The 19,225-nt window shown below is 34.0% G+C and carries 18 protein-coding genes; 16 read left to right on the forward strand and 2 right to left on the reverse strand.

What is annotated here, in order from left to right; translation table 11 throughout:
* Positions 1–51: 51 nt before the first annotated feature.
* The 7 genes from ACWNMZ_RS07285 to ACWNMZ_RS07315 all read left to right on the forward strand — a co-directional run bounded on the left by ACWNMZ_RS07285 (position 52) and on the right by ACWNMZ_RS07315 (position 9,045).
* Entirely contained in the window at positions 52–1,008 is a 957-nt protein-coding gene (locus ACWNMZ_RS07285) for an ABC transporter permease (RefSeq protein ID WP_349204981.1), read from the forward strand.
* A 16-nt stretch (positions 1,009–1,024) separates the two neighbouring features.
* Positions 1,025–1,906, forward strand: a complete 882-nt coding sequence (locus ACWNMZ_RS07290; protein ID WP_349204980.1) for a carbohydrate ABC transporter permease — start codon at positions 1,025–1,027, stop codon at positions 1,904–1,906.
* A 68-nt stretch (positions 1,907–1,974) separates the two neighbouring features.
* A complete protein-coding gene (locus tag ACWNMZ_RS07295; RefSeq protein ID WP_349204979.1) occupies positions 1,975–3,111 on the forward strand; it encodes a glycosyl hydrolase family 8 in 1,137 nt (378 codons plus the stop codon).
* Between the two features lie 29 nt (positions 3,112–3,140).
* Entirely contained in the window at positions 3,141–4,724 is a 1,584-nt protein-coding gene (locus tag ACWNMZ_RS07300) for a glycoside hydrolase family 43 protein (protein WP_349204978.1), read from the forward strand.
* A complete protein-coding gene (locus ACWNMZ_RS07305; RefSeq protein ID WP_235251620.1) occupies positions 4,717–5,322 on the forward strand; it encodes a YesL family protein in 606 nt (201 codons plus the stop codon). The genes ACWNMZ_RS07300 and ACWNMZ_RS07305 overlap by 8 nt, the downstream gene beginning before the upstream one ends.
* Before the next feature lie 229 nt (positions 5,323–5,551).
* The gene (locus tag ACWNMZ_RS07310; protein ID WP_449598521.1) at positions 5,552–7,339 is read left to right on the forward strand and encodes a sensor histidine kinase; all 1,788 of its coding nucleotides are present in this window, start codon (positions 5,552–5,554) and stop codon (positions 7,337–7,339) included.
* Between the two features lie 110 nt (positions 7,340–7,449).
* Complete coding sequence (locus tag ACWNMZ_RS07315) at positions 7,450–9,045, forward strand: response regulator transcription factor (protein WP_235251618.1); 1,596 nt, start codon at positions 7,450–7,452, stop codon at positions 9,043–9,045.
* Between the two features lie 102 nt (positions 9,046–9,147).
* On the opposite strand, the gene ACWNMZ_RS07320 is transcribed toward ACWNMZ_RS07315, so the two are convergent.
* A complete protein-coding gene (locus ACWNMZ_RS07320) occupies positions 9,148–9,822 on the reverse strand; it encodes a nitroreductase family protein (protein WP_441131636.1) in 675 nt (224 codons plus the stop codon).
* A gap of 300 nt (positions 9,823–10,122) precedes the next feature.
* Between ACWNMZ_RS07320 and ACWNMZ_RS07325 the strand changes: the two genes are divergently transcribed.
* Complete coding sequence (locus ACWNMZ_RS07325; RefSeq protein WP_031537270.1) at positions 10,123–10,698, forward strand: TetR/AcrR family transcriptional regulator; 576 nt, start codon at positions 10,123–10,125, stop codon at positions 10,696–10,698.
* Between the two features lie 29 nt (positions 10,699–10,727).
* Positions 10,728–12,185: a DHA2 family efflux MFS transporter permease subunit gene (locus tag ACWNMZ_RS07330; RefSeq protein WP_035416394.1), complete on the forward strand. Its 1,458-nt coding sequence runs from the start codon at positions 10,728–10,730 to the stop codon at positions 12,183–12,185.
* Positions 12,186–12,448: 263 nt separating this feature from the next.
* On the opposite strand, the gene ACWNMZ_RS07335 is transcribed toward ACWNMZ_RS07330, so the two are convergent.
* On the reverse strand, positions 12,449–13,189 hold the full coding sequence (locus ACWNMZ_RS07335) for an SDR family oxidoreductase (protein WP_031537267.1): 741 nt from the start codon (positions 13,187–13,189) through the stop codon (positions 12,449–12,451).
* A 153-nt stretch (positions 13,190–13,342) separates the two neighbouring features.
* Here ACWNMZ_RS07335 and ACWNMZ_RS07340 point away from each other — a divergent pair, with 153 nt between their 5' ends.
* The 7 genes from ACWNMZ_RS07340 (at position 13,343) to ACWNMZ_RS07370 (ending at position 19,165) form a co-directional block, all read left to right on the forward strand.
* Positions 13,343–14,245, forward strand: coding sequence for an AraC family transcriptional regulator (locus tag ACWNMZ_RS07340; RefSeq protein ID WP_235251613.1), 903 nt, complete (start codon positions 13,343–13,345; stop codon positions 14,243–14,245).
* 133 nt (positions 14,246–14,378) lie between these two features.
* On the forward strand, positions 14,379–15,395 hold the full coding sequence (locus ACWNMZ_RS07345) for a YeiH family protein (RefSeq protein WP_235251612.1): 1,017 nt from the start codon (positions 14,379–14,381) through the stop codon (positions 15,393–15,395).
* Positions 15,396–15,536: 141 nt separating this feature from the next.
* Entirely contained in the window at positions 15,537–16,736 is a 1,200-nt protein-coding gene (locus tag ACWNMZ_RS07350) for an MFS transporter (RefSeq protein WP_235251611.1), read from the forward strand.
* Between the two features lie 249 nt (positions 16,737–16,985).
* Positions 16,986–18,116 carry a helix-turn-helix domain-containing protein gene (locus ACWNMZ_RS07355; RefSeq protein ID WP_449598526.1) on the forward strand — a complete coding sequence of 377 codons (1,131 nt, stop codon included), beginning with the start codon at positions 16,986–16,988 and terminating at the stop codon, positions 18,114–18,116.
* Entirely contained in the window at positions 18,110–18,250 is a 141-nt protein-coding gene (locus ACWNMZ_RS07360; protein ID WP_449598528.1) for a hypothetical protein, read from the forward strand. The genes ACWNMZ_RS07355 and ACWNMZ_RS07360 overlap by 7 nt, the downstream gene beginning before the upstream one ends.
* A gap of 152 nt (positions 18,251–18,402) precedes the next feature.
* Complete coding sequence (locus ACWNMZ_RS07365; RefSeq protein WP_268817860.1) at positions 18,403–18,531, forward strand: hypothetical protein; 129 nt, start codon at positions 18,403–18,405, stop codon at positions 18,529–18,531.
* A 7-nt stretch (positions 18,532–18,538) separates the two neighbouring features.
* Positions 18,539–19,165 carry a hypothetical protein gene (locus ACWNMZ_RS07370; RefSeq protein WP_031537262.1) on the forward strand — a complete coding sequence of 209 codons (627 nt, stop codon included), beginning with the start codon at positions 18,539–18,541 and terminating at the stop codon, positions 19,163–19,165.
* The last annotated feature ends 60 nt before the right edge of the window (positions 19,166–19,225 follow it).

Raw genomic sequence — 19,225 nt, forward strand, 5'->3', positions numbered from 1 at the left:
ATTCGTTTTAATGAAAGGTGCGTGTTAACGTTGCAGCAGGAGAAACCGGTGATGTTAGAATCTGTCGTTCAGCCATCTCCCAAAAAGGTAAGTTCATTAAAAAAACTATTTAAGAAATGTCGAGAACAAAAGGAATTAGTGTTACTGTCTATCCCTTTTGTTATTTATGCATTAATTTTTTATTACGCCCCCCTCAGTGGTTGGTTAATGGCTTTTCAAAATTATCGGCCAGGAAGAGGGATATTGGATCAAGAATGGGTGGGGTTAAGCAACTTTAAATTTCTTTTTTCCGATCCAACATTCATTCATGTAGTTCGTAATACGTTAGCAATGAGTATTATAAACCTTGTGCTAGGATTTGTTTTTTCAATTGGATTTGCCATTCTATTAAATGAAGTAAGAAATAAAACGGTCAAAAAGTTTATGCAAACCGTGTCATATCTTCCTCACTTTTTATCCTGGATTATCGTTACAGGAATTGTAATGGAAGTATTATCTCCTGAAACAGGAATTATCAATCAACTATTATTACTATTTGGAGCTATTGATACACCAATTAACTTTTTTGCAGACCCTAAATACTTCTGGTGGATTGTAGGCTTTGCGAATGTGTGGAAATCAACTGGATGGGGAAGCATCATTTATTTAGCAGCAATGGCATCCATTAATGATGAATTATATGAAGCTGCATCTATTGATGGAGCGAATCGCTTAAGAAAAATTTGGCATGTTACATTGCCAGGTATTAAACCAACTATCTTTATACTCTTATTAATTAATATTGGAAATATATTGAATGCTGGATTTGAAGTTCAATATCTATTAGGAAATGGATTAGTTCAAGGGGTATCGCAAACAATTGATATCTTTGTTTTAAAATATGGAATTAGCTTAAATAACTATTCTTTAGCTACAGCTGCTGGAATATTTAATGGAATAATTAGTCTTACCTTAATCTTTATTGCCAACCATTTAGCGAAAATGGCAGGAGAAGAAAGACTATTTTAAAGGAGGATCGAGAGCGATGAAAAAGGTCTATTATTCTGATGTTCTTTTTGATATACTCAAATGGATTTTTTTACTATTTTTTATTCTTGCAACACTTTACCCAATTTTAAACACGCTAGCAGTGTCCTTTAATGACGGATTAGATTCGATTAAAGGAGGAATTTACCTCTTTCCAAGAGAATTAACACTTGATAACTATATCACTGTATTCCAAAAAGATTCGCTTATTCAAGCTTCTATAATTACTGTTTCCCGAACGGTAATTGCTACCATCGTCCAATTATTTCTAACAGCTCTTTTAGCTTATATTTTAAGTAGAAAGGAATTTGTATTTAGAAAATCTATCACATTGCTTTATATCTTTACCATGTATTTAAATGCAGGTTTGATTCCCAATTATTTATTGATGGGTAAATTAGGATTGTTAAATAGTTTTTGGGTATATATCATCCCAGGAATGATCAGTGCATTTAACATGTTGGTCATCCGTACGTATATTAATGGATTACCAGAGAGTTTGGTAGAATCCGCCAAAATGGATGGGGCATCGCATTTTAGAATATTCATAAGTATTATAATGCCACTGTGTAAACCAGTTTTAGCAACTGTTGCATTATTTATAGCAGTATATCAGTGGAACTCTTGGTTCGATGCCATGTTATATAACGGATTTAATGACAGATTGACCACATTACAATATGAATTAATGAAACTGCTTTCATCTGTGACGAGTCAAGGTGCAAATGTAGATTCTATGAAAAACTCGTCTTCAATGGTTACACCTACATCAATCCGAGCAGCTACAACAATTATTACTGCATTGCCGATTGTCTGTCTTTATCCATTCTTACAAAAGTATTTTATGAGTGGATTAACAATAGGTGGAGTAAAAGAATAATAGTTAAAAATGAAATAGTGGAGGTGACACTACTTGACTATCAGGGAGTGATAGTTCAGTAGATTAGTATGGGAAAAGCGTTTCAAACCGGGGAATATACGAATTTATTTGCAAAATATGGTTATCAGGAACAGGAGATTAATGATCGTTTAGCACTGATTTGGCAAACATTATTTTTTGGAAAAGATGATGAACGTATTTATAATGAGACGGATACCGAGATGGGATACGTTGTGGACACAGGAAATAATGATGTTAGAACAGAAGGTATGTCCTATGCCATGATGCTAAGTGTGCAATTAGATCAAAAGGAAGTATTTGATCGATTATGGAAATGGACGAAAACGTATATGTGGATGGATTCGGGAGTTCATGCAAACTATTTTGCTTGGTCTGTTTCACCCGAAGGAGTAAAAAATGCTTACGGTCCAGCTCCAGATGGAGAGGAATATTTTGCAATGGCTTTATTCTTTGCTTCCCATCGATGGGGAGATGGCAGCGGAATTTTTCAATACTCCGAGCAAGCCAAAGATATTTTACACCATTGTATTCATATTCATAAAGGAGAAAACAATGATGGTTTTCCTATGTGGAATCCTGAAAATAAACTCATTAAATTTATTCCAGAAGTGGAATACTCTGATCCATCCTATCATTTGCCTCACTTTTACGAACTCTTTTCCATCTGGGCAAATGATGAGGACCGCGACTTTTGGAAGGAAGCTGCTGAAGCTAGTAGAAGCTATTTATTAAAGGCGTGCCATCCTGCCACAGGTCTTACAGCAGAGTATGCTGATTATGATGGGAATCCTTATTATGACAGTGAGCATTTTCATTTTTACAGCGATTCGTATCGAGTGGCGGCTAATATTGGTCTTGATTATGAATGGTTTGGGAAAGAGGAAAAGCTAAGAATTTGTGTGGCAAATATCCAAAAGTTCTTTTGTGAAACAGTTAAAGGAGAAGAAGATTATGTCTACGCCATAGATGGAACAAAAGTAGAGCAGAAGGTGTTACATCCTGTAGGGTTATTGGCAACAAATGCTATGGCTTCACTTGCAACAGAGGGGAAATACGACTATGCAAAAGAATGTGTAGAAAAGCTATGGAACACACCTCTTAGAACAGGAAATCGCAGATATTATGATAACTTTCTTTATAGCTTTGCATTTTTAGCGTTAAGTGGAAATTTTAGAATTTGGTAAATTTATTTGATAAGAAGGGATGATTAGTAGTGCAGACTTTTCAGAATCCGATTGTAAAAGGATTTTCGCCAGATCCATCTATTTGTGTTGTTGGAGACGATTATTATTTAGTAACTTCTACTTTTTCTTATTTTCCAGGTGTTCCAATCTATCATAGTAAGGATCTTGTTAATTGGGAACTGATTGGAAATATCTTAGAGCGAGAATCACAGCTTCCTTTAGCAGATGTTACGCATTCTCAAGGTATTTTTGCTCCATCCATCAGATACAATAATGGTACTTTCTATATGATAACCACAAATGTTCCAAAAGGCGGTAATTTTATTGTAACTGCCACTGATCCAAGAGGACCTTGGTCAGATCCATATTATTTAGATGGAGCAGAGGGAATCGATCCAAGTTTGTTTTTTGATACGGATGGAAAGTGCTATTACGTGGGAACTAGACCTAATCCAAAGGGAGTTCGCTACAATGGAGATTGGGAGGTATGGCTACAGGAATTAGATCTATCTTCCATGAAATTAGTAGGAGTCAGTACAAAACTTTGGAAAGGTGCATTACGGGATGCAATTTGGCCAGAAGGACCCCATTTATATAAACGGAACGGTTATTATTACTTAATGATTGCAGAAGGCGGCACTGGATTTGATCATTGTGTTACGATTGCAAGAAGTAAGAAAGTTGATGGTCCGTATATAGGGAATCCATGTAATCCAATTCTTACCCATAGGCACCTAGGAAGTAATTATCCTGTAAGGAATGTCGGACATGGCGACTTGGTTGAGACATCTGATGGAAGCTGGTATATGACTTGTCTTGCTAGTCGTGTTTTTGAAGGATATAGCAATTTAGGAAGAGAAACCTTTTTAGCAGAGGTGATTTGGGAAAATGATTGGCCAGTAGTTAATCCAGGAGTAGGAAAGCTCGAGCAAGTGCAGGAACACAAACTTCCACTTTCTCCAGTAGAATCGCTAAATCCACAAATTCAATTGGATCAACCTTTAGATAAACGATTATTATTTTTACGAAATCCGAATATGGAAAAGTACGCTTTTGATGAAAGAGATGGCTGGTTAAGAATATATGCTTCACAACATACGATTGCTGATATTGCGTCTCCTTCGTATATAGGTGTTAGACAACAATCAATGTGGTATACGCTTACAACTAAGCTTGATTTTGTTCCGCAGCATAATGGAGATGAAGCTGGGCTTGTGATTCTTCAAAATGATCGTTACTCTATTCGTTTTGTAGCGGGGTTATTTGATGGACAAAGAGAATTAAGAGTCATAACAAATTATGACGGGGAAGATAGGCTGGAGGCACGAGTAGTAGAGGACTCTAATAGTCTAATCTTAAACATTAAAGGTGATTGTCAAAATCTACATTTCTATTATTCTAAGGATGGAAAAGATATAGAAGTGGCAAAAAATATAGACGCACACTTCCTAAGCACGGAGATAGCAGGAGGGTTTGTTGGATGTACCATGGGAGTCTATGTTACTAGTAAAGTGGATGTAACAAACAGTTGTTATGCAGACTTTCAATGGCTGAAGCAAATAAACATGGAAGCGGAATCACATGAAACAAAAAAGGTGAAACTGCATGAATAGATTAATGAATGGAATATATATGAGAAGATTGACGAAGATAGCCAATTTATTATATTTAAGCATTCTTTGGGCAGTTTTCTCCTTACCTATCATTACGATTGGAGCATCAACGGCTGCATTGTATTATGCAGCCCATCATGCTGTTAGAGAGGAAGAGGGATATATATTTCCGCAATTTTGGAAAGCAATGAAAAGTAGCTTTAAACAGGCTACTATTACTTGGTTATTGTTTGCTACTGCTATTTCTGTGTTTTATTACAATAGCCTATTTTTAGGAGCACAGGCAAATGGCAGTATAGTAGCTATAATAGGGCAAACATTTTTTCTTCTTCTTATTCCATTTTTATGTTGTTGTTTTATCTATGCTATTTCTTATATAGCCAGGTTTCACTCCCCATTAAAAATTGTTTGGAAAAATGCAGCTATATTAGCTATTAGCAATTTGCCTAGATCACTATTTTTTTTAATTCTATTTGTGATTTTTGTATTTAGTATATGGTTATTACCAATCTTAATTGTAATCCTTCCTGCTTTCTTCGCATATAATGTCGGTCGCTATATGGAAAATATATTTTCTAGCTATTTGCAAGAGAAATAATAAGAGATGGATGCAAAAAAAGGTAAAAGAAGCGATGATATAACTAAATATCATGGATTCATAGTAAAAGATGATTTTTATTGAAAAATCTCTATATTTTAATGGGAAAAGAATGGTAGAATACAGGTTATAGAAAGCGTTTTCAATTAAGGGGTAAATATAATAGGTGCTATTGTTCATTATTACTTTTGATTGCAATAGATAGTAGCCTTTTTGCTTTGCATGATTTATGGAGATTGGTTTGGAAGGATGGGAAAAGAGCTTGCTAGCTTTGCTACTGAATAACATTAAAATAAGTAAAAAGATGTTTTTAATTTATCTATTAGCTGTGGTTATTCCTATCGTTCTTACCAATTTAATCATTATTCATTCCATTCGAGAAAATGAGAATATCCAACAAAATAAATTAATGGAAATTACGATAGAACGGATGAAATATCATCTTAACGAAAGCCTAAATGAAATTACGGAAGTATCGAATTATATTAGTAGAGACATGAAGATTAATGAATTTCTTCAAAAAAAATATAAGGATAATGTAGATTATTATAGTGACTATATATCTCTTATTCAAGAAAATATAATTAATAGTTTTTATGTATCTCAAGCTTTGGAAAGTATAGAAATATATACTACTAATCCAACTATTGTTAACGGTGGGGTTTTTTGGGATTTGCGAGCGGTCGAGAACACGGATTGGTATAAAATATACAAAGAAAATAACCAAAACATGATTTTATATCCTTATTATGAGGAAAATAAGCAGTTCCCTCCAAAGTTAGAATCAAGTCGAACGATCAGTTTTATTAGAGAATTACCAAATGGGAACAATGGATATAAAAGTATTGTAAAAATAAATATTAATTATTATCGATTATTAGCAAATATCAAAAATGAAGATCTAAGTAATACTATTGTAATAGCCTATAAGGATCAGATTATATTTAGCAATCATGGTTCGGAGAATAAGAATGCAATGTTTCGTCCATTAGAATCAAATGAAAAGCCTGCCTTTAATCTATCCGATTCATTTCTAGCGATTAATGATCGGTGGGATATCTATATATCTAACAATCAAACGAATATTTTTGATTTAATTGAAAACAAGAAAACTGTACTCCTTGTGTTAATCATCTTCAATTTTTTGTTTCCCACACTTATTATTTTGCTCATTAATAAATCGTTTCAAGATAGAATTGCTCTCACGGAACAACACTTATTAAAAGTAGAAAAAGGGATATTCGAAAGAATAAATATCAATGAAGGAAAGGATGAAATAGGTGATTTAATACGGAGTTATAATTTCATGGTGGTGAAGATTGATGAATTATTAGGTGAAGTATATAAGAAAGAAAGAGAACAGCAGAAAATAGAGCTAGCCAAAACGAAAGCGGAGTTGAATGCTCTTCAAAGCCAAGTAAACCCACATTTTCTATATAATACACTAGATAGTATTCGCATGAGGAATTTATTAAATGGTGATAAAGAAAGTGCAACTGTTATTAATGAATTAGCACTCCTTTTTAGAAGAATGACGAAATGGAGCGATTCTTATTTTGTTACTGTAGAGGAAGAAATAGCATATGTACAAAGATACTTGAATATTCAAAAATATCGTTTTGTAGATAGATTGAATTTTTCCATCTATGTGGAAGAAGAGTGTAAGGCGTATTATATTCCAAAGATGCTGATATTAACGTTTGTGGAGAATGCTTGTATTCATGGAATTGAGAAAAAGAAAGATGGCGGGGAAATTAGTATTATCGTCTCTAAACAAGACGAAGCTATTTATATAGAAATTTTAGATAGTGGAATTGGTATGGATGAAAAGAGATTAATGAAAATAAAAGAAAGTCTGGAGAAAAATGATATAACAACATCCAATTGGGAAGAAAGCACAGGGATTTTAAATGCGTATTTACGCTTGAAAATGCATTATCAACAGGAGGTAGAATTAGTAATGGAAAGTCAGATGTATAATGGTACCGAAGTATGTATTAAGCTACCAATTATATAGAAAATCTCTCATAATGAATTGGAAGGTATCGTATTGGGAGCTTCTAGGGATTCATTGTTTCTTTCACAATCCAGTTGGCATGCGAAAGATCATTTTAGGAGGAATGAATAATGTTAAAAGTCCTTATTGTTGATGATGAACCATATATTCGAGAAGGAATTAAAGTCATGATTGACTGGGGGAACTATGGTTTTGAAATTTGTTATGAAGCAGGAAATGGAGAAGATGCTCTTCAAATTATTTTAGACCATGAAGTTGACATTGTTTTGACTGACATAAAAATGCCTGTTATGAGTGGGCTAGAATTAATGAAACAGGTAAAGAAAAGCGTTGATAAGGAGATACGATTTGTAATCTTAAGTGGATTTTATGAATTTGAATATGCAAAGAAAGCGATTCAATATAAGGTCACAGATTACTTGCTAAAGCCAATACAGGAAAAAGAGTTAATTGATTTACTAGAAACGATTAATAAAGGATTTATGTTACTAAAGAGAAAAGAAAAAGAGGAAGAGAAAAAGAATAAAGCAATTGTTGATTATCATATGAAAAATATCTTATACGATAAATTTACGTCGAAGGATATTGAATTTATCAAGGATAGACATGGGGAATTTAAAAACTACACCTTTATTAATATGGATGTCGTGCCTGAAAATAAACAGGATCGTGTTACAGTAGAACAAAAAAAGAAATGGAGAGATAGGTTATATAGTGTAATAGAAAATATGGTACAGGAAGAGAATTTTCTTATTCTTTATGATATAGAAAATACAAATATGGAATTCTCGGTAAGCGTTATATGGCAATGCTTACGTTCAGAGGTCTATAGAACGAATTATCTAGCAAAACTTCAAAAAAAATTAATGAGTGAAGTGCCGTTCAAGGTGAAAATATATATTGGAAGTACAGTAGAAAATATAGAAGACATTAACGCTTCCTATAATAATGTAGTTTTAGGAAAAGAATATGAATATTTTTATTGTGCAGATAAAGAAATAATCGATTGCAAGAAATTACCTACCTTCTCTTTAGAGCAATATCACTTGTCCCAAAAATGGATAAATCAATATATTAATAGCATTACTGAAAATAATGAACAAAGAATAAAAAGTGTTATTGAGCAAATATACGATAAATTTCATCAGAAATGTTTACATCCTCAATTGATAAAAAACAATCTAACTCTATTAATTTACCAACTATCAGACTTATGGAATAAGAATAGCAATAAGCATTTTTCTGATGATGAATACTCCCTCTTTATTCATGATCAGAAAAATCTGTTATCAGGGAAAATTTCGATGGATGAGTTTTTAACCTACTCCTTAACTTTTGCCCATTATTTATATAGTATCAAGAATTCCTCTTCTAAAGATATCTTAGTGAAAATCGAACAGGATATTGAAGAGTGTTATATGGAAAAGTTAAGTTTGAGGAAATTAGGAGATAAATATAATATAAACAGTGTATATTTAGGTCAATTATTTAGTAAGAAGTATGGGATAGCGTTTAAAGACTATCTAAATGAATATAGAATAGAAAAGGCATGTCAGCTATTAGAACAAACAGATGATCGGATTTATCAAATAGCAACTAATATAGGCTTCCAAAATCCAGATTACTTTATAAAAAAATTTCTACAAGTTAAGAAGGTAACGCCTCGAAAGTATCGTGTTACGTCTAGAAGTATAAAGGAAGCGTAAAGAATACTATGTATTATTTTAAATCGTAAAAAATCACTACTTTATTGGGCTTATGGCAACAAAGTAGTGATTTTTTTATAGGAGTAATCTAAGCCACCCCTCCTAAACCCACTTCACCACATCATCAAATACCTTCCGTGTTTTCGGATAAGGCTCTTTCCCGCGATAGCCAAATGCTACCATAACAGATATTCCAAAATGCCCGTCTTCTAAAAGCCCTTCTGCATCTAATAATTGATTCATTTTTTCGATATTAAACCCTTCAATTGGACATGAGTCGATACCGATTTGAGCAGCTGCAGTCATCATATTCCCAAGCGCAATATATGTTTGTTTAGAAGCCCAATCGAATAATGCCCGATCTCCGTCTAATAAATGAAAATCATCTTTTTGAAATTCTGCAATTCGTTCAATCATTTTAGGAATTATTTCTGCAGGAAGCTTTGATACATTTGTCAATTGATCTTTTAAATAGGCAGAATCATATACTGTATCTATTTTTGTACGTGCTAATAAGATAACAAACGCACTTGCCGCTGGAATTTTTGTATAGGCACCCCAAGCGGATTGTTTGATTTTGTCTAGTAGTTCCGGTTTCTCAATCACGAGAAACCTCCATGGCTCTGTACCAAATGAGCTTGGGGATAGACGGCCCGTTTCTAAAATAAAATGCATGTCATCTTCTGGTATTTTCTTCGCTGGATCAAACTCCTTTGTGGCATGACGAAAATGATAAGCGCCAAGAATTTCTTGTTTTAACTCTTCTTTATTACGCATTCTAGTGCTCCTTCCAATATACCTACTTTGATTACCTACCCATTCCTCTTTTAAGATAACCAATTTAGGAAAGAGTATATCAAAAGCTAGGAATACTTTCTAAGAATTTGTTTGGTGATTTTTAATAAGAACTTTTCCTATATGTTTGAAAACACTTACTTTTAAAAATAGGTATAGAATCAGTAATTTTTGTATAAAAAGGGAGTAAAAATCACATATTATTTTCTTGACACTTCTAGAATCCCACATTAATATTATGTAGACCAGTTGTTATAATTTTTTAAAAAGAGATGATTCTAAATGAAAAAAGGCAACAATAAAAAAGAAGCAATTCTAACTACTGCAACGAAACTATTTCAGCTGCAAGGATTCCATGCTACAGGACTCAATCAAATTATTGATGAAAGTGGTGCACCAAAAGGATCCTTGTACTATCATTTTCCGAATGGGAAGGAAGAAATAGCTTTAGAGGCAATCAATCGGATGAGAGAGCTAGTAGTGGAAAAAATGAAAGAAGACTTATATGGTGGCGATACACCTGTGTCTGCTTTTCAGCTACATGTCAATGCCATTGCAAATGAATTTGATCAAATGGGCTGTAGCGCACTAGAAGGATTGCAAATTAGTCTGATTGCCTCGGAAACGGCGTTAACTCACGAAACGCTGCGCTTGGCATGTGATGCTACCTTTACTAATTGGCAGGCGCTTTATACAGATAGGTTAGAGGAGTTTGGCTTTGAAAAAGGTCTGGCAAAAGAGCTGGGCATTACGCTAAATGCAATGATAGAAGGCGGATGCATGCTAACATTAACAAATAAGAGTAGTATCCCTCTGCGTTGTATTTCGAATCAAATAGCAGTGCTGTTAAAACAGTAATTTTTTGGATTTAAAGGAGGAAAAGCAATATGACAATGGATATTCCTGCTAAAGGCAATACAATTGGGAAATCGGAGTTTAGAACGGTTCCAATTATTGCATCATTTTTAATTGCGGGCTTTATTGGTTTATTTAGTGAAACGGCACTGAATATGGCATTAAAAACAATCATTACGGATTTTAGTATTAACGAAACAACCGTACAATGGCTAACAACAGGTTATTTATTAACACTTGGAATTTTAGTTCCTGTATCTGGTCTTATTCTACAATGGTTTACGACAAGGCAGTTATTTATTACATCTCTTATTTTCTCGATTTCAGGAACAATAATCGGGGCAATCGCGCCAACCTTTACGATTTTAATGATTGCACGTATTGTTCAGGCAATTGGCACAGCGCTATTATTACCTCTTATGTTTAATACAATTCTTGTATTAATCCCACCGCATAAGCGCGGAAAAGTAATGGGAATGATGGGGTTAGTTATTAGTTTTGCTCCGGCAGTGGGGCCAACTATTTCTGGGCTAATTCTTCGCTCCCTAACTTGGCATTGGATTTTCTGGATTTCATTGCCACTTCTCTTGGTTGCTCTTGTTTTTGGTAGTATATTTATGCAAAATGTAACAACATTAACGAAGCCGAAGATCGATATTTTATCTATTGTATTGTCAACAATTGGATTCGGTGGCATTGTTTATGGATTTAGTAATGCAGGAGAAGGCGGCGGATGGGGAAGCATAGAAGTGATTACTTCTATTGCTATCGGACTAATAGCATTAATTTTGTTTGCTATTCGCCAAGTAAGAATGGAGCAGCCTATGATGAATTTAAGTGCATTTAAATATCCAATGTTTGTTATAGGATTAGTGCTTGTAATCATGATTATGATGGTGATGCTTTCATCCATGATTTTATTGCCATTATATTTACAAAATGTTCTAGCATTAAGCACGTTCACTGCAGGATTGCTACTTCTGCCAGGCGGTCTAATCAATGGATTGCTTTCACCAATTATGGGCAGTCTTTTTGATAAATTCGGGCCAAAATGGCTAGTTATTCCAGGTCTTGCGCTAGCGACACTTGCATTATTCGGATTCTCAACGATTGATATTGATACATCATCAGGCTTTATCATTGTTCTTCTGATTGTATTAATGATTGGTGTCTCCATGGTAATGATGCCGGCACAAACAAATGGTTTAAACCAATTGCCGCCTGAATTATATCCACACGGAACAGCAATTATGAATACTTTGCAGCAAGTTGGTGGTGCAATCGGAACAGCAATTGCTATTTCTCTTTTAGCTTCAGGTTCTGCTGAATATTTAAGTAGTACAACAAATTTAACAAATCCGTTAAATCCATTGCTTGCTTTTACAGCAGGTGTCCAAAAATCATTTAGTTTTGCTATTATTGTGGCCATCATTGGTCTTGTTCTATCATTCTTTATCAAACGAGTGAAAGTAGATCATCCATCACATTAATACAACAATGATTTAAATAAAAGCTGTTTTTAAAGATTGTTGTTTTTCAATAGGAAAAAGCACCACAACCTAGAATATGAAAAAGGTGAGAAAGTCCGAGACTGCAGAAGTGAACGAGAAGCGGCACGTCCCACGTTCCATAGAATATGAAGTGTATTCATAGCAACAATCTTTATGAAAGCGGCCAAAGAAAAAAATCGATTGGAAGAATCGATTTACACCATTCAGTGTGAATCCTATTCTTTCAATCGATTTTTTATCTATTAAACCATTCCACCATTTACTCGAATTGTCTGTCCAGTAATCCAGCGAGCGTCGTCGCTTACTAGAAAGGCAACAACTTTGGCAATATCTTCTGTTTCTCCAAAACGACCAAATGCATTGAGCCTTTTTAGATTTTCTAGTTGTTCAGGACTTTTGCCATTCATAAACAGCTCAGTGTTTGTAGGGCCGGGAGAAACGGTATTTATCGTAATATTTTTTTGCCCAAATTCCTTTGATAATTGTCTTGTAATCTGTTCAACAGCCCCCTTTGTTGCAGCATACAGGCTATATCCAGGGAACATCATTCCAGCTACAGAGGTAGAGAAATTGACGATTTTTCCATTTGGCTCCATATGTTTAAGTGCTTGCTGGCATGCAAAATAAGTGCCTTTCACATTGATGGAGAAATGGAGATCAAACTCTTCTTCTGTAACATCCCTTAAAGGAATTGTATGCATAACCCCTGCGTTATTAACTAAAATGTCTATTTTTCCGAAATGATGAAGACTTTCTGTAAATAAACGTTCCACTTCTTTGATTTTGCTGACATCTGCTTGAACTGCTACTGCTTCTCCCCCTTTTTGCACGATTGTTGCAACAACTTCTCTTGCTTTCTCAGCACTATTTGCATAGTTGATAATCACCTTAGCCCCTGATTGAGCAAGTTCTTCTGCAAGGCTCCTACCGATTCCTCTAGATGCACCAGTAATAATGGCAACTTTGTCTTTTAACTGATTCATATGATTCCTCCATTAGTTATTTCTTTCATCCTTTAGGCTGATGTGAGTTAATTATATATAGGCATGAGACAAGATGGATAGAAGATTCATGTTTCATCTTTGCCTAATTCTCCAAATAAGATGTAAAATGAATGAAAAATCGAAGGAGGATTTATGGAAAATCCACAAAGCCAGCTATTACAATTAATAGAAAAGCATATTAAAATAGATGGCACACATGAAACAAAGATTGACCATTTAAGTATTATTCGAGCTTCTACCTTAACAGAGCCACTGCATTCTATAATAGATCCATCGGTTTGTTTCATCGTACAAGGGGCCAAAATAGTCATGCTCGGTGAGGAGATATTTCGTTATAATTCCAGTCAATATCTTATCACATCTGTTCATTTGCCTATTAGTGGGAAAATTACAGACGCTTCGAAAGATAATCCATATTATTGTATAAGGCTTGGATTTACGACGGAACAGATTTTAGAAGCAGTCACTCAAAAGGAAGGAGACTCCCTTCTACCTAAAAGGGCAATGCTAGTAAATAAAACTACCCCAGATATGACAGATGCCTTAAGTAGATTGCTGAAGCTTCTCGACTCCCCAAAAGATATTTCTGTGCTTGCACCACTCTATCAAAAGGAAATATTATATCGTATTTTGCAAACAGAGGATGGTTATCAGATGAAGCAATATGCGATTTTAGGAAGTCATTCACAATCCATAAAAGAGGTAATACAAGTGATTAATCATAATTATGCGAAGCCCCTTCGCATAGAGGAATTAGCTAAATCTGCTAATATGAGCGTTTCTTCTTTTCATCATTATTTTAAATTAATTACAGGAATGTCTCCTTTGCAGTTTCAAAAAGTGATTCGATTACAGGAAGCGCGTAGGTTATTGCTTTCTGAAGGATTAGAAGCTGCAGAAGCAGCCTTTCAGGTTGGCTATGAAAGTCCATCTCAGTTTAGTAGAGAATATAGCAAGCTTTTTGGACTACCACCAAAAAGTGATGTAAGGCAATTGCAAATAAATCTTAGTAACAGAAGACCTGCTAATGTGTAATCCAACTAGCAGGTCTTTTTCTTGTTTTATAATTAGTATTTATAATAATAGTTATCATTAATATATATTTTACTAATAATAAAAATTCTTATAAGGTAAGTATGAAGGAACTAATTTAGAATGAAGGGTCCATATGGAGACGAACGAAAAGGCACAAGTAAAACCAAGTGGATGGATAATGGGGGTTGGAATCACCTTTGTCATTGCTATTTTTGCAAAATATTTAGCAGATGCACTGCCAATCCTATCTATTATGGGACCATTAGTGCTTGCGATATTGATAGGCATGGGTTGGCGGGCAATCTTTGGGTTAAAGGTAAAATTCGAAAAAGGGATAGCATTTTCGAATAAGCAGTTACTGCGGCTAGGAATCATTCTTTTGGGAATGCGACTTAACTTAGTTGATATTTATCACTCTGGAGTAAATGTTGTTATTGTAGCAGTAGTTGTAATTATCTTTACCCTATGTTTTGTATATGGTTTGACTCGATTTTTTAAAGTGGATAAAAAATTAGGAATATTAACCGCCTGTGGTACCGCTATTTGTGGGGCAGCAGCTGTAGTTGCGATTGCTGCTCCATTAAAAGCGAAAGAGGAGGAGACGTCTGTTGCAGCAGCTACTGTAGCTATTTTAGGTACCATTTTTACATTAATCTATACGGCTCTTTATTCTGTTTTACCTTTGACTCCAACAGAATATGGAATATTCGCAGGCAGTACACTTCATGAAGTAGCTCATGTTATCGCTGCAGCTTCCATCGGGGGAAAAACGACGGTGGATATAGCGGTTATTGTAAAATTAACACGTGTCGCCTTATTAGTACCAGTAGCGATTATTATTGGAATGATCTTCTCTGATAAAAAAGAAGGAAGCACATCGAAAAAAATATCTCTTTCTGTTTTCCCTTGGTTTATTTTTGGATTTCTATTTATGAGTGGAATAAATACGCTTGGTATTGTTACCAAAACAATTACTGCAAACTTAGTCGATTTAGCATATATTTTTATTGGGATGGCAATGGCTGGATTGGGGCTCTATGTAGATATAAAAACCTTTAAAAAACTCGGTATAAAACCGTTTATAGCTGGTTTGATTGGTTCAATAGTATTATCTATCTTAGGATATGTACTTGTAAAGCTCCTTTGGTGATGCTAGCCCTGAAGAAAAGGCTGATCTCTAATTAGAAATTACTGAGCATAGAATGAAGAAAGTGAAGTTGTTTTTCTAGACTTTTCCTTTTAAAATAATTATATTATATACCATCTATTCTAATGGAAGGAATTATGGTAAATGAATAATAAAACAAACTTTCTCATCTTTCTTTTAGCGATTAGCTGTGGAGCGGTTGTCGCTAATATTTATTATGCTCAGCCAATTATCCAATTTATTTCTGCAGATCTACATATATCTTCTAATTCTTCCGGACTTTTAACAACTTTAACCCAAATAGGATATGGTGCTGGTTTATTTTTTTTAGTCCCAATGGCAGATTTATACAAAAGTAAGAAAATAATCATCTTACTATTAGGAGTGACAATCCTTTCATTAATTGGCGCTTTATTCTCAACAAATGGCTTTCTCTTTTTGTTCGTTGTTACCATTATTGGGATTGGTGCAAGTGCAGCACAAATGTTGGTTCCGTTAACGATGAAAATTGTACCAAGAGAAGAAGCAGGAAATTATATCGGGAAAGTAATGAGTGGGCTTTTAATCGGAATTATGATTGCGCGCCCATTTTCTATTGCTATTACAGATTGGCTAGGATGGAGAATGGTCTATCTATTTTCTTTTCTGCTCTTAGTTACTATTTTATTATTACTATTAAAATTTTTACCAGACTTTGAAGTAGAATCCAGCCTTGCTATAACCTATCCGGGTTTATTGCGTTCGATGGTAAGAGTATTACTTGATACAGCACCTCTACAGCAACGAGCATTTTATCATGCCTGTGTATTTGCTACATTCAGTCTATATTGGACAGTGATGCCGATACTCTTACGATCTGAGTCTTTGCATTATTCCAATAATGAAATTGCACTCATTGGTTTTGTTGCCATTGCAGGTGCATTATTGACACCTTATATTGGGAAGTTAGCAGATAAAGGATATATTTATATAATGACAAATGTTTCAATGGGGCTAGTTATTTTTTCTATCCTTCTCCTCTTTTTTGTAAAGGACCATTCTTATATAAGTATAGGTCTTATCGTAATCTCAGGAATTGTGCTAGACATCGGTGTATCAGGTAATATGCTATTAGGACAAAAGGTTATTTATAGCTTAAACCCATCAATCAGGAATCGATTGAACGGTTTATATATGACAATCTTCTTTTTAGGAGGAGCCTTTGGTTCCTGGATTGGAAGCTATAGCTATTATCAATTTAGTCCAGAAATTTCCCTGCTTTTTGCTATTGCCTTTCCGATACTTGCGCTTATAGTTCATATGTGGAAAGGGAATAGTACTTCTCATCTGTCTACAATAGCGTAAAATTGAAAACACGATAAAAAAATGCTGAGGACATAATAAGTATTCCAGCCGAAGAAAGCCAACCATTCACACGAATAGTTTCGTATGGATGGTTGGTTATTTTTAATAGAAATAACCAATTTAAAGCGTCATAATGTATAGCTAAATTAAAAAATGTCCATACGCTATTATATTTCAAAAGAATGGTATAAGCGCGATATAATATATAATAGAAAAATAGAGATAGATCTTTGGAGAGAAGGGGTCAAAATGGTAGGTGAAAGAATAAGGCAGCTGCGAATACATAAACAGTTAACGCAAAAAGAGCTTACGGAAGGGATATGTTCCATCACTTATTTAAGTCGAATTGAAAATGGACAAATTAATCCTTCTGCAGAGTTTCTAAGAAAAGTTTCGAAAAGACTAGGGTATGATTTAACCGAGTTAAGTAGCCCGAATAGAGACGAAAAAACGTTGGGAATTGTAGAAAGTTATAAGCAGAAAGGAGAAATAACAGAAGAAGATCTCTCTTATTTACATATACAAACGCTAGAATTGAACTCTACAAAAGTAAACCTTCACCTTTATGGTGTACTGTTACGGTACTATACGACAAAAGGTGAAATAGAGCAGGCAAGAAGTATTTATAGCCTATCCAAACGATTTATTTCAGGAGAAATGAGTGAAGGGTTAGAGGATGAATACTTTTACTATTTTCTGGCGTGTGGAAACTTCTTTTACTATCTTCAAGATTTTAATTATTCGGTTCATTATTATACAAAGGCAGATCATTTATTAAAAGAAAGGGATAGTCTGGATGCTGCAAAGCTTTATTATAATCTTAGTTTGATAAAGCAAAGAACTCACGCAAATCAAGAAATTAGTATGTATTATTCTAATAAAGCATATGAGATTTTTGAAAAATATGAGGAAAAAGAATATATCATTACTGCATTAATTACATTAGGCGTTCAGTATCAACTAAATAATGATTTAGATAATTCAATGGAATGTTTAAAAAAAGCAGAGCGTATTATCATAGAAATGGAAGGACATGAAAAACTTACTAGCTTCAAAGGGATGATACAGCATAATATAGGGAGAGTCTATGAAAGAAAAAAGGAATATGGGTCAGCGATTAACTATTATTTAAATAGTATTAATATTTTTGAAGACCCTTCATTAGATTTACAAATTGTTCACCCACTAAGAAGATTAGTGGAAATCTATATTGAACTAAAAGATTGGGTACTAGTGGATAAATATTTAGAAAAAGCATTAACGATTACAGAAAAATTTCAGCTTAAGCATGACAATATTTTATTATGTTTATTAAGGTTATCAGTGAAGAAATTACAGGGAAATGAAAGTTTATATGAAAAAGGAATGCAAAAATGCTAGATTCTGCTATTCATTTAAATCAAGGAATTTTGATTAAAAGAATTACGAAAGAGCTTGGTAATCATTTTTATGATAAGAAAGCATATAAAAAGGCTGCCGACTATTTAATGAAGGCGCTAGAATATGAGGAATGATTTAGCAGATAAGTAGTAAAATTGCAGGTTAAAATTACTTATTAAATGATAGAAAAAATAGTATAATTTTACCTATTTTTATAAATAGGTTATTTGAGATAAACTTTCATTAACAAATACAAATAGATAAAAGAAAAGGAGTGTTTCAAAGAATGAAAAAAATGATAGTATCTATAGTTGTTCTCGTTACTTTAACATTGGGAGTAAATCTTGGCAATGCATTAGCAGGACATGAATGCCAACCTGGGGCACTTAGTATTGGAAACCAAGAAACGGAGTAACAGATTAATGATGGAGATGAATAATCAATTAATGCAACGGATATTTGGAACCTATCAAGATCAAATGAATCGAGATTATTTACAACCATCAACTTCTCATATTGTCTCGTGTTCCATTGAAAAACATCATAAAAACATAGGGAAAACACAAAATTCCCTTTTTCACAAAAATACGCTTGCGCAGATTTTATTTGAGGTATTTGACAAGTTTGAACCAGAATTTATTCAAGCTATATCGCCCTTGATTATTAAATTGAACCAAGATGTTGTTACAGGAATACCTAATAATGGAGTTTATAAGTTAGACGCAGATAATGAAATTTTTGTGCAACTAGACCAGATTGAGAGTAATCAATTTCAAGAGGTTGCAGTCCATCAAAAGCAGCTTGGTATCAAGTCTAATTTAGGAATTTCTTATAAACTTTTAAGAAAAGATAAAGAGACATTGGATACCTTAATTAAGGTAATGAAACAGCTAAATTACTTCCTATCCTTGCATGGAGGAGTAGAATCTACTATTGCAATAGCGGATTTTGTATCAGAACACCAAGAGAAAAAGTTATTATTGCCCCCTTATATTTTTATACAGTGGTTGTACCCCACAAGTAGTTTTAGAGATTCATATATCTCTTAGTAGGAAAAATGAATAGTTATCAGGTTAAAAAGGCGAGCATTGGTAAATCGCCTTTTTTCT

This window comes from Niallia sp. Marseille-Q9988 (assembly GCF_976954375.1).